This window comes from Mycobacterium sp. GA-1841 (genome assembly GCF_001954135.1).
GTDB lineage: Bacteria > Actinomycetota > Actinomycetes > Mycobacteriales > Mycobacteriaceae > Mycobacterium.
The window spans coordinates 68,463-80,521 of the sequence record NZ_MBEQ01000009.1; the positions used below are offsets into that span (position 1 = coordinate 68,463).

12 protein-coding genes are annotated in these 12,059 nt (G+C 67.4%); 10 read left to right on the plus strand and 2 right to left on the minus strand.

Annotation, left to right across the window (positions count from 1 at the left end; genetic code table 11):
- The first annotated feature begins 50 nt into the window (after positions 1-50).
- The 6 genes from A5740_RS01510 (at position 51) to A5740_RS01535 (ending at position 4,996) form a co-directional block, all read left to right on the plus strand.
- Positions 51-1,001 (plus strand): metal-dependent hydrolase, encoded by a 951-nt coding sequence (locus tag A5740_RS01510; RefSeq protein WP_076190899.1) that lies wholly within the window; start codon positions 51-53, stop codon positions 999-1,001.
- Positions 994-2,160, plus strand: coding sequence for a hypothetical protein (locus tag A5740_RS01515; protein ID WP_139334873.1), 1,167 nt, complete (start codon positions 994-996; stop codon positions 2,158-2,160). The genes A5740_RS01510 and A5740_RS01515 overlap by 8 nt, the downstream gene beginning before the upstream one ends.
- 62 nt (positions 2,161-2,222) lie before the next feature.
- Positions 2,223-3,227 (plus strand): DUF2993 domain-containing protein, encoded by a 1,005-nt coding sequence (locus tag A5740_RS01520; RefSeq protein WP_076191219.1) that lies wholly within the window; start codon positions 2,223-2,225, stop codon positions 3,225-3,227.
- Positions 3,209-3,781, plus strand: a complete 573-nt coding sequence (locus A5740_RS01525; RefSeq protein ID WP_256386340.1) for a chorismate mutase — start codon at positions 3,209-3,211, stop codon at positions 3,779-3,781. The genes A5740_RS01520 and A5740_RS01525 overlap by 19 nt, the downstream gene beginning before the upstream one ends.
- A gap of 70 nt (positions 3,782-3,851) precedes the next feature.
- Complete coding sequence (locus A5740_RS01530) at positions 3,852-4,586, plus strand: hypothetical protein (RefSeq protein ID WP_076190902.1); 735 nt, start codon at positions 3,852-3,854, stop codon at positions 4,584-4,586.
- Positions 4,583-4,996: a hypothetical protein gene (locus A5740_RS01535; protein ID WP_076190903.1), complete on the plus strand. Its 414-nt coding sequence runs from the start codon at positions 4,583-4,585 to the stop codon at positions 4,994-4,996. The genes A5740_RS01530 and A5740_RS01535 overlap by 4 nt, the downstream gene beginning before the upstream one ends.
- A gap of 13 nt (positions 4,997-5,009) precedes the next feature.
- On the opposite strand, the gene A5740_RS01540 is transcribed toward A5740_RS01535, so the two are convergent.
- Positions 5,010-6,548, minus strand: a complete 1,539-nt coding sequence (locus A5740_RS01540; RefSeq protein WP_076190905.1) for a PTS transporter subunit EIIC — start codon at positions 6,546-6,548, stop codon at positions 5,010-5,012.
- Positions 6,549-6,704: 156 nt separating this feature from the next.
- On the opposite strand from A5740_RS01540, the gene A5740_RS01545 reads away from it, so the two are divergent.
- From A5740_RS01545 to A5740_RS01555, 3 genes are all read left to right on the plus strand, one after another.
- Positions 6,705-7,175 carry a PTS glucose transporter subunit IIA gene (locus A5740_RS01545; protein WP_076190906.1) on the plus strand — a complete coding sequence of 157 codons (471 nt, stop codon included), beginning with the start codon at positions 6,705-6,707 and terminating at the stop codon, positions 7,173-7,175.
- Between the two features lie 6 nt (positions 7,176-7,181).
- Positions 7,182-8,339, plus strand: coding sequence for an N-acetylglucosamine-6-phosphate deacetylase (gene nagA, locus A5740_RS01550; RefSeq protein WP_076190908.1), 1,158 nt, complete (start codon positions 7,182-7,184; stop codon positions 8,337-8,339).
- A 132-nt stretch (positions 8,340-8,471) separates the two neighbouring features.
- Positions 8,472-11,090 carry a LuxR family transcriptional regulator gene (locus tag A5740_RS01555; RefSeq protein ID WP_076190909.1) on the plus strand — a complete coding sequence of 873 codons (2,619 nt, stop codon included), beginning with the start codon at positions 8,472-8,474 and terminating at the stop codon, positions 11,088-11,090.
- Here A5740_RS01555 and A5740_RS01560 read toward each other — a convergent pair whose 3' ends face one another.
- Positions 11,091-11,285 (minus strand): hypothetical protein, encoded by a 195-nt coding sequence (locus A5740_RS01560; protein ID WP_076190911.1) that lies wholly within the window; start codon positions 11,283-11,285, stop codon positions 11,091-11,093. It lies immediately after the preceding gene.
- A 113-nt stretch (positions 11,286-11,398) separates the two neighbouring features.
- Here A5740_RS01560 and A5740_RS01565 point away from each other — a divergent pair, with 113 nt between their 5' ends.
- Complete coding sequence (locus tag A5740_RS01565; protein ID WP_076190913.1) at positions 11,399-12,049, plus strand: GNAT family N-acetyltransferase; 651 nt, start codon at positions 11,399-11,401, stop codon at positions 12,047-12,049.
- Positions 12,050-12,059 lie beyond the last annotated feature (10 nt).

Consider the following 12,059-nt stretch of genomic DNA (forward strand, 5'->3'; position numbering starts at 1 on the left):
GTCAGGCAGACGCTGTGTGCGTGTAGTCGAGACGAGCGAGGTGGCAGACGATGACGGATCTGATCGTGCGGAAGATGAGGTTCGCGTTCGCGGACCATCGCGTCCCGTTCCTGTGGAACGAGGCCAACCCGGCGTTCTCGTCGATGGCCAACGCAGTGTCGTTCCTGGCCATCGCCTTCGAGAAGATGATCGGCCACATGATCACCGAGGCCATGCCGTTCATCACCGATCCGGAGGTGGCCGAGGAGGCCCAGGCCTTCGTGCGGCAGGAAGGCCAGCACGCAATGGCGCACCGTCAGCACGCCAAGGGCCTGATCAAGACCTACCCAGGCCTCAAGGGGACCCTCGACGAGGTGGTCAAGGCGTTCGACGATCTGACCGCCCAGACTCCGCTGAAGTACCGGCTGGCGTACACCGCCGATCTGGAGGCGACGTTCACGCCGGTGTTCAAGCTGATGCTCGACCATGACGACACGCTGTTCGCTCCGGGGGACGACCGGGTGGCGTCACTGTTCCTGTGGCACTTCGTCGAAGAGGTCGAGCACCGCAGCTCGGCGCTGATCATCTATGACGCGGTGGCCGATGATCCGTGGTACCGGATGCGGGTCGCGCCGTCGATCTTCAAACACGTGTGGGCGGTGCTCAAGATCGCCACCGAAGGGTTCAACGAGCACGTTCCGCTGGAGGAACGCAAGATCGACGCGATGTCGATGTTCGGCATGCAGGCGCGGAAAAAGGCTCTGCTGCAGAAACTTCCGTTCACGAAGACGCCGTACGACGGACCGGTGGAGAACGCGTTCGCGCATCTGCCGGTACGCGAGATGCTGACCGCGCTGGCCGGCGTCGTGCGCAGCCAGGTTCCGGGTCACAATCCGGCACACGAGAAACTGCCGGCATTGGCCGACGAATGGTTCCAGCGGTACGAGGACGGCTACGAAGTCACCCAGTGGTACACCGCCGGTGAGACCACCGCACCGAAAGCGAGCGCCGCCGGTGTCTGACCTGTGCACCCCCACCTTCTCGGGTTTGGCCGAGCGCCTGGGTTTCTCGTGTGACACCGCCGGAGGCCTGGCCGAGTTCCGCAACCCGTTCGGGCTGGAGAACTGGACGCTGCCGGTGCTGGAGCTCACCGTGATCGTGGGTGCAGCGCTGGCCCTGGTGTACGCGATCATCCGGCTGCGCCGGCACAACGATCCGACCAACGTGGTCCTGTGGTTCGGTGCCATCGCGTATCTGCTGATCATCGAACCGCCGCTGTATTTCCCCGGCGCGTTCGGGATCGCCGAGCACGTCGACACGATGTTCGCGCACAACGTGTTCACCGTCGACTTCCTGTGGGGCCGGCTGCCGCTCTACATCGTGGCCATCTACCCGATGATGGCCACGGTCGCCTACGAGATCGTGCGGATTCTCGGTGTCTTCCGCCGTCGCGGAGTGCTGGTCGGTGCGATATGCGTCGGGTTCGTGCACCACGCGTTCTACGAGATCTTCGACCACCTCGGTCCGCAACTGCGGTGGTGGGAGTGGACGCTCGATCATCCGATGAACCAACCCTTCTTCGACTCGGTGCCGCTGCCCAGCGTGGTGGTGTTCGCCGCGCTGTGGCCGATGTCGCTGGCGTTCTGCGTGCAGCTGTTCGTCGGGCGCCACGTCCAGGACGGCAAGACCTTCACCGGGCTGCAGATCCTGGGCCGCACCATCGTCGTCGGAGTGTTGGCCTCGATCGGCACCGCGGTGCTGCCGCTGCCGGCCACGCTCGGCGCGACGATCTCGGGCAGCACCACGGTCGGCGGAGTGATCTACGCCGCCGAGCTCGTCGTAGTCGCCCTCGTGGCGATTCCGGTGCTGTTCCGTCAGTGGTCGAGTCTGCGTCAGGATCGCGACCCGGCGACCGTGCGCTACTCGAACCCGCTCATCCTGCGTTACGCCGTCGGGTACCTGGCCGTCATGACGATCTTGTGGGCCACGGCCCTGCCGGCTTACTTCGGCGCGGCCGAGGGCGTCACCGCCGATGGTGATCCCGTCGGCAGCCTGGTCTACACGGTGCTCTGCCTGGTGATCGCGGGATTGTCGATTGCCGCCGCGGCCACTTCCGATCCGGCCGGCCTGCAACGACAGCCCGACACCGCGGCACCGGGCCTCGCGGCCAAGCCGGAATGAGGAGCGAACCCACAGGCGCGCCCGCCCGCTGACCGGGCCGCATGTGCGGCAGAATGGCGCAGATGCCGAATCCGCCGCAACGCCCCGGCGAACCCGGCCGGCAATGGAGGCACGGCCGGGGTCCCGTTCCGCCGCCCGACCCGGCCACCCAGCGGTTGCCCCGTCCCGGCCGGTCCGAGGCCCCCACCGAGCAGATCCGGGCGCGCCGTCAGCCACCCGAGGCGGCCACCGAGAAGATCATGCGGCGTCCGCCACCGTCCGCGCCTCGCGGTGGTGGCCCGCCGCCACCTGCACCGCGCTCCGTCCCGTCCGCGGACAACCAGGGCGACGTGCCGGCGCGGTCGCGATGGCGCAGCCCGCAGGCGATGGTCCTGATTGCCGTCATCGCCGTCGCGCTCGTGGTCATCGGCCTCACGGGAGGCGAACTGTACGCCCGGCACAAGGCCGGATCGGTGCTCGTCGCGGTGGCGGAATGTGTCGTCGAGGACAACGCGTCAGTTTCCTTCGGAGTCAAACCGCCGTTCCTGTGGCAGCACATGACCGGGCACTACACCGACATCTCGGTCGAGACCGGGGGCAAGCGGGTCCAGGCCGCCCAGGGGATGACCGCGGACGTCGCGCTGTCGGACATCCGGTTGCAGGCGTCTGATCATTCGAAGGGCACCATCGGATCGTTGACCGCCACCCTGAGCTGGACGACGGCCGGAATCAAGGACACGGTGGCGGAGAACCTGCCGGGCGTGGGTGCGCTGGTTACCGAGGTCAGCACCGATCCCGCCGCGGGCACCATCACCCTGCAGGCTGTGGGGGACACCAAGGTGACCGCCAAACCGGTGGTCAACGACGGAAACCTGGAGCTCGACGTCACCGATGTCAGTGGTCCCTTCTCGAAAGATGCCGTGCAGACGGCCCTGACCGGCCTGACGACCAAGCTGAACGATGCTTACCCGCTGGGCATCCGTGCCGACAGCGTCGCGGTGACCGACGCCGGCGTGGTCGGCAAGTTCTCCAGCCAGAACGCATCCATTCCCGACGACGAGGCCGACGAGTGCTTCGCCCGGCTGTGACGACGGCGCGCAGCGCAGCGGGAGGACTGCTCGCCCTCGCGCTGCTGTGCGCCGGGCCGGCCGGGGCCGAGGATTCCAGCCCGCTGCAGCCACTGGTCGATGCCGCCGCGCAACGTCTGCAGACTGCTGATCCGGTGGCGGCCAACAAGTTCCACACCGGTGGGCCGATCGAGGACACGCGACGCGAACAACAGGTCATCGACGCCACCACCGCTGACGCGGCCGCCCGCAACATCGATCCGGACTACGTGGGCGCGGTGTTCCGCGACCAGATCGACGCGACCGTGGCGGTGGAGTATGGCCTGTTCGCGCGTTGGAAGCTGGACCCGTCCATCGCGCCGACCGGTGCGCCCGATCTCGCCGCATCGAGAACCGCCATCGACGCGCTCAACCGCACGATGGTCGATGAGATCGCCGACCGATGGCCGGCCCTGCACTCGCCGTCATGTCCCGGTGATCTCGCCTCGGCCGTCGAGGCCGTGGTCACTGCTCGCGACCTGGATCCGCTGTATCGGCAGGCGCTCGACTACGCCACCCGATCCTATTGCCGGTAGACGGCGCCCGGCGAAATTGACGTTTGTGCAGGCATGCCGTGGGTAACCCTCCGCGGCAGGAGGTCAGGAAATGCCTACATGGAGTTGGATCGCCATCGCAGTGGTTGTCGCGATCATCGTGTTGCTCGCGGTGGTCGTGGCAGCGTCGATGATGCGTCAGAAGAGAAGCGAGCGGCTCAAGGGACAGTTTGGGCCGGAGTATGAGCGTGCCGTCGAGACGGCTGGTGGGAAACGCGCGGCGGAACGTGAACTGCGTGCGCGCGAACGCAAACACAACAAGCTCGACATCAAAGAGTTGAGTCCGGAATCGCGGTCGCGATACGTCGAGGCGTGGCGGACGACCCAGGCCGGGTTCGTCGACGATCCGGCGAGGTCGGTCACCGAGGCGGATCGACTGGTGACCGAGGTGATGCGTGAACGCGGTTATCCGATAGACGATTTCGAGCAACGCACGGCCGACATCTCGGTGGACCATCCGAAGGTCGTCGAACATTACCGCGCGGCACACATCCTGCATCTTGCCCAGCAGCAGGGAGAGATCGGCACCGAGGCGCAACGTGAGGCGATCGTCCACTATCGCGAGCTCTTCGAGCAACTGCTCGGCATCGGCCATGATGGCCAAGGCCAGACCGATGCCGGCACCGGCGAGTCCGCTGCGCACAGTGCCGGTCCCGACGGTGCCGGCCGCGACGGTGCCGAACCGCACGGTGCCGGCTCCGAGGTTGCCGGCCCGCGTGATGCCGGGCCGGGCGTCACCGGTCGGCACGAGTCGGGTACCGATTCGCCGAAGGAGGCGCGAGCATGACCGCCCATGACGAGCGGACGTCGACCGCTCAACCCGAACTGCCGGACATGCCGGAAACCCAAGGTGCGCAGGCGACAACGACGTCACCTGCGGGTGCGGCCGATTCGGCGCAGCCCGCGGCGCCGGCGCCGACCGAGGACAACACCTTGTTGTTCGCCGACGAGCATCGATCCGGTCTCCACGAGCGGTGGAACGAGGTTCAGGCGGCCTTCGTCGACGACCCGAAAGAGTGCGTCCAGAAGGCTGACAACCTGGTGGCCGAAGTCGTCGACGAACTCACCGCGAGCTTCGCCGACACCCGTTCAAGGCTTGAGGCGCAATGGTCAAGGGGCGAAAAGGCCTCGACGGAAGATCTTCGCGTGGCGCTCACGCGCTACCGCGACTTCTTCCACCGGTTGCTGTCGGTCTGAACCGTCTACGTACTTACAGAACGTCGAGGATGGCGTTCTTCAATGCCTCGGAATCGGTGCCGAACACCGCCTGGACGTTGTTGCCGACCTCGACGACGCCTGCGGCGCCCAGACCTTTGAGCCGACTCTGGTCGACCTTGGCCGGGTCCGCCACTTCCATCCGGAGTCGGGTGATGCAGGCGTCGACCCGAAGCAGGTTGTCGCGGCCGCCGAACGCCGCGATGACCTTCTCGGCCTGAGAGTCCTCCTGAGCCGACTCGGCGGCGGAACCAGCGGCCTCGTCGAGGTTGGCGTGTTCCTCGGCCTCGAACTCGATGGCGGGTTCGCGCCCCGGCGTGCGCATGTTCCATTTCGTGATCGCCACGTAGAACAACACGAAGTAGACGACGAAGAATCCGGCGCCCATGACGAGCAGCAAGCCGATGTTGTGCGCCGCGGGTGCGCCGCCGTACAGCAGCAGGTCGATGAGTCCGGCCGAGAACGAGAATCCCAGATGGATGTCGAGCAGGTAGGCGATGGCCAGGGACAGCCCGGTCAGCACCGCGTGGATGACATACAGCGGGAATGCGACGAACATGAACGCGAACTCCAGCGGTTCGGTCACGCCGGTGAGGAAGGCGGTCAGAGCTGCCGCCGACAGGATGCCGACGGCGACCTTACGTTGCTTCCGGTTCGCCGCCAGGATCATCGCCAACGCCGCGGCAGGCAATCCGAACATCAAGACGGGATAGAACCCGGACGTCAGGATGCCTGCGGACGGGTCGCCGGCGGCGAATCGGGTGAGTTCGCCGGTGGCCATGGTGCCGTCCGGGGTCTGGTAGTCGCCGTAGATGAACCATACGTACGAGTTGGGGATGTGGTGCAGGCCCAACGGAATCAGCATGCGGTTGGCGAATCCGTAGACGAATGCGCCCACCGCCCCGCTGGCCCCGATGAACCGTCCCAACGCCGTCAGCGCGGCGTCGAAGATCGGATAGAAATAGCTCATCACGAAGGCCAGGAGCAGGCTGGCAAGTGACACGATGATCGGGACGAAGCGTCGGCCGCCGAAAAAGCCTAGGTAGGACGGTAATTGGATGGTGTGGTAGCGGTCGAACAACCACGCGCTGAGCAGGCCCACCACGATCCCGGCGAACACGCTGTAGTTGATCTGGGCTTGATCACCGGCCTTGTCGACCTCGCCGGCGAGCACGATGGGTGACATCGTCGTGAATACGGCCGCCATCACCAGGTAGCCGACCACCGCGGCCAGCGCTGTCGAACCGTCGGCCTTGCGGGCGAAACCGATCGCGACACCGACAGCGAACAGCAGCGGCAGGTTGCTGAACAGGGCATCGCCGGCGGCGCTCATCGCCTTGAAGAACGGGCCGATGACGGGGGAGTCGATCCGGCCCAACAGATCGGGCTGGCCCAGTCGCAGCAGGATTCCGGCGGCAGGGAGAACCGCGATCGGCAGCATCAGGCTCTTGCCGAGGCGCTGCAGCTGACCGAAGCCGCGTACCTGTACCCCGGATTTCGGCTGTGCGCCTTCGGTTCCCGTCGTACCGCTCATGTTCGTCGCCCTCCTGGCCGTCTGGTGCGACCCGTCCCGAAGTTGAGCGGAAGCTTAGACGAGAGCGTGGGCGGAAGAGATGAACTGAAGATCCGCGTGCAGCGCTCGTATTGTTTATGGGCACGAGCACCATCGCGGCACAAAGGAGCCATCACAGTGAGCAGGACGCGAGTAGTCGCCCCGGTCGCAGGTCGCGCGGTACCACTAGGGGAGGTCGCCGATCCGGTGTTCTCTGCCGGGCTGGTTGGGTACGGGGCAGCGGTGGATCCGCCGCGTGGCGTGATCGATGCCGTCGCCCCGGTCAGCGGCAAGGTGCTCAAACTGATGCCGCACGCGTACGTCATCGTGACCGACGACAATGTCGGCATCCTGGTGCATCTGGGTCTGGATACCGTCTCGCTGAACGGTGAGCACTTCACCACGCACGTCAGCCAGGGTGATGACGTCGTCGCCGGAACGCCGATGATCACCTACGACGTTGCCGCGGTCGCGGCCAAGGGCCTCGATCCGATCGTTCCTGTCGTGGTCATGGATGAGCGCGATCCCGATCACGTGACCGTGGCCGAGGCGGTCGCCGCCAGTGCTGATATCGACTCGGGTGCAGAGCTTTTCACGGCAGAGAAGTAATCCGGGATGCTCCTTTCCGTCGACACCCTGATCACGGGCGACGAGCTGTTGCGCCCGGGATGGATCGAGCTGTCGGGGGATCGGGTGGTGGCGGTCGGTGCCGGGGCTCCGCCGCGGCCCGCCGATGACGATCTCGGTGCCGCCACGGTGGTCCCGGGTTTCGTCGACACTCACACCCACGGCGGGGCCGGCGGTGGGTTCTCGGTCACCTCGCCGGCCGAGACGCCCACCGCGACAGCCACCGCGACGGCACTGCACCGCGGTCACGGCACCACCACGATGATCGCATCGCTGGTCACCGCGGGCCCTGACGAGCTTGTGCGCCAGGTCGGCGCACTCGCCGAGCAGGTGCGGGCCGGAGTGATCGACGGCATCCATCTGGAAGGGCCATGGTTGTCGGCCGCCCGATGTGGCGCCCATCAGCCCGCGCTCATGCGGGACCCGGACCCGGAAGAAATCGACCGGGTGCTCGCCGCCGCCGCCGCAACCATCCGCATGGTCACGATCGCCCCGGAGCGGCCGGGTGCGCTGCCGGCGATTCGGCGCTTCGTCGATGCCGGAGTGGTGGTGGCCGTCGGCCATACCGACGCAACCTACGAGCAGACCCGGGCCGCAATCGCCGCCGGTGCGAGCGTCGGCACGCATCTGTTCAACGCCATGCGGCCCATCGACCGTCGCGAGCCGGGCCCGGTGATCGCGCTCATGGAAGATCCCGATGTCACGGTCGAACTCATCGCCGACGGCGTCCACATCGACGCTGCCATCTATCGACATGTCGTCCGCGCGGTCGGACCGGACCGGGTCTCGCTGATCACCGATGCGATGCCGGCTGCCGGATTGCCCGATGGCCGCTACATGCTCGGACCGGTACCGGTCGAGGTGGCCGGTGGAGTGGCGCTCGTCGCGGGAACGGACACGGTAGCCGGCAGTACCGCCACGATGGACCGCGTCGTCCGGTTTGCCGCGGCCCATTGCGGTTTGTCTCGGGACGAGGCGTTGCTGCGCGTCACCCGGCAAGCCTCGGCCAATCCGGCCCGGGCACTGGGTCTACCGGCCGGTGCGCTGGTGCCGGGCGCGCGAGCGGATCTGGTGGTGCTCGATGCGGATCTGGCGGTAACGCGGGTTTTGCACCGAGGGGTGTGGGTGGTGCAGCCCGCCGGATGAGTCGGGCTGCGGCGCACCAGAAGTGCTTCCTGAGGCAATGATTCGCGTTGTGGTGGGCGCCGATAGCCGATACGAACGTGGCCGGCGGCGTAACGTCGACCGGGCACGACGCGGAGCATCTGGAGGTCTCGGTTGTCCGACTGGCCTTTTGTCGCACGAGATGTCGAGCTGCGCGATGCCGAGCAGGCGCTGCACGACGGTTTCCGCGGCGTCGTTCTGGCCGGAGCAACCGGCGTGGGCAAGTCGGCGTTGGCCCGGGCGCTGGCTGAGCAACTGGAGGCCCACGGGTGCGCCGTGCGGTTTGCGCTGGGCACCGAAACGGGACAGTCGGTGCCGCTCGGGGCTTTTCACCGCGCACTCACGTCCACCGATGCGCTCGACCCCACGGTGATGCTGGCCGCCGCCTACGAGGCGTTGGCACCCGATCCCGAACTCGTCATCGTGGTCGACGACGCCCAGCACCTCGACCCGTTGTCGGCACTGTTGGTCCAGCAACTCGCGGTCCACGGCTCGCCGAAACTGATCCTCACGGTTCGCAGCGGCGCGAGCACCTCCGATGCGGTGAGCAGTTTGTGGAAAGAACAGTTGCTGCTGCGAATGGACCTGGAACCCTTCAGTCGGGACCAGACCCGGGAGTTGATCGCGACGGTGATGCGCGGTGACGTCGACGCTCGCGCGGTCGACGAATTACACCGGTACTCCTCCGGCAGCCCGCTCTACCTTCGGGGCGTGGTCAACGCGGCGCGCGACGACCAGGCCCTGGTGTTCGACGCCGGCCGGTGGCGGTTGTGCGGAAAGCTGCGTGCCAGTGCCGATCTGCGCGCCCTGGTCGCTACCCGGCTGGACACGTTGACAGCCGAGGAACGGGACGTGGTGGAAGTGGTCTCGACCGCCGAGGTGCTCGACTGGGATGTGCTGGTCGAGGCCTGTGACATCGACGCGGTCACCCGTGTGGAACGTCGCGGGGCGGTCGGGGTCCTCAACGATGCAGGCTGCACGGTGGTGCAGCCCGGCCATCCGATCGTCGGTGAGGTGGCTCGCAGCAGTTGTTCGGAAACCCGCACCCGCCAGATCAATACGCGGTTGGCCGTTCTCCTCGGTGAGCGGCTGGAGGCCTGCGGTGACGGCGGATCCTCCGATGTGCGGGCGCGTCTTCAGCTGGCCCGATTCATGGTCGGGGGTGATGTCTCGGCGGCGCCGGACGTCATCACCGAGGCCGCGGCCAGCGCAGTCACCATGTCGAATCTGGCTCTCGGAGAACACCTTGCGCGATACGCCTTGGATCACGGTGGTGGGGCCGCGGCCGCGGTCGTGCTGGCCGAGGCGATGAGTTGGCAGGGCCACGGTGAGCAGGCCGAGGAGTTGTTGACGCGCTGGGTGCCGGATTCCGACGACGTGCCGATGCTGTTCCGGTGGGTTTTCCTGCGCGCATCGAACCTGTTCTTCGGATGCGCACGCGCCGACCGGGCCGAGGCGGTGCTCGACCTGCTGCGAGACCGGGAACGCGGTCCACGCACGGTGAGTCCGGTGGCGGCGATGGAGGCGGTCTTTGCGTTCTTCGCCGGGGCGCTGTCTGACGCGATCGCCCTGGGTGCACCGATGGCGGACAACGACAAGGCGCCGCATGCGCAGGTATGTGCCGCACTGGCCACCGCCGGTGCGTTGGCGTTGGCGGGCCGGTCGAACGATGCCACCGCGGTGGCGCAGACCGGCGAACGCGCCGCCGAGCGGTGCGACTCGGGTCTGCAACGGTATTGGCTCGCCTTCGCCCGAGTATCGGCGGATTTGACCGACGGCAATCCGGCGGATGCGCAGCAGGTGTGCGACCGCTACGGCGTGCTGGCCGCGGGTTTCCCGCAGGCGGAGTCCATCGTCGTGGCGCTGTCGGGCCGCGTGGAAATGGCTCGCGGCGCGCTGTCATCGGCATGTGAAGCGCTGCACGCCGCCGTGTGGGCCACCCCGCAGCGTCTCCCACCCGGATGGTCGATGGTGGCGGCGGCCTGGTTGTCGCAGGCCGAGGGGATGCGCGGCGACGGGGCCGCGGCGGCGGCCGCGTTGGCCCGGGCCGAGGCCGTGGGCATCGGCTCGGTGCGGGTCTTCGGACCGGAACTGGATCTGGCCCGGGCCTGGGTGGCGGCCGCTACCGGTGACAGCGCACTGGCCGGCAAGCACGCGATGCAGGCTGCCCACAGCGCCAAGGCGTCCGGTATGGCGGCGGTCGAGTTGACGGCCCTGCACACCGCAATGCGGTTCGGCGACACCTCCGGTCACCGACAGGTCAGTCGATTGGTGCGCCGGTGCCCCGGCCGTCTGGCCGAGGCCATCGGAGCCCACAGCCTCGGCCTGGCTTGCCATGATCCCGAGCAGCTCAGCGCGGCGGCCGACCGGTTTGAGGCGATCGGAGCGCTGGCGCTGGCGGCCGATGCCGCCGCACATGCCGCGGGGGAGTATGTGCGTTCCGGCTGCCGGGGTAGAAGCTGGGAATCGGCGGCCAGGGCGCTGTGGCTGTCCGGGCAAACGGGCGCGCTGACCCCGGCATTGCGGTGCGTCGAGGATCGGCTGCCGCTCACCTTGCGGGAGTGGGAGATCGTCAGTCTGGTCGGTGCGGGCCTGCACAACCGGCAGATCGCCGACCGGTTGTGTCTGTCGGTGCGCACCGTCGACGGGCATCTGTACCGCATTTTCGCGAAGCTCGGTGTCGAGGATCGCACTCATCTGGCCCGGCTGGCGCGGTTCGCGCCGGGCAACTGATCAGTCGTCGCTGCCGGCGCGGGGGCCGACGAAATCGAGCAGGCGTCGGTCGCTGGAGGTGAACCGATCGACTTCCTCACCGCCGTCGCACCGAAGCAAGGCGATGGTGAGACTGTCCGCAGTGCGGGTGAGCACGCGCCAATGCGCACCGGAGTCTTCCCAACGCTGTAGATCCGCGACTCGGTCGACACCCATGGAACTACCATCGCACGCCGCGCCGACAGGGTCCGGTTCGGTATCGCCGCCGCCGTCGATGACAGCCAGGAAGGTAAACCTACCCTCACCCGCTACGGTAGGCTCGGCGCTCAATGACCGATATCGATACCGACGTGACGGACGTGCCGGCGGGCCCGGTCCTGAAACGCGAGCTGACCGACATCACCGATGAGGTGCGCGCAGTCGACGCACCCCCGACACCGGTGCTGGCCGATCCCTACGACATCCGACTGGTCGACGCCGGCGACGACGCCGAGATGGTGTCGGAGTGGATGAATCGTCCGCACCTGGTAGAGGCCTGGGAGTACGCCTGGCCGGTGGACCGCTGGCGTCGGTATCTTCAGGCCCAACTCGATGGCGAGTACTCGCGTCCGCTGATCACCAGCTTCCGCGGGAAGCCCGCCGGCTACGTCGAGTTGTACCGAGCGGCCAAAGATTCCATCGCCCCGCGCTACGCCGCCGATCCGCACGACATCGGCATGCACGCCGCGATCGCCGATCTGCGGTTCGTCAACCGCGGGATGGGCCCGATCCTGTTGCCGCGCATCGTGGCCAGTGTGTTCGACCGCGAACCGGAGTGCCGGCGGATCATGTTTGATCCGGATCACCGCAATTCAGGTGCGCGCCGACTGTGTGAGTGGGCCGGTTGCGAGTTCCTCGGCGAGCACCAGATGTCCAACCGGCGCATGGCCCTCTACGCGTTGCCGCGCACACCCGACGACGCCTTCGGCGCCGCCGGGTAGCGTGCGTGAG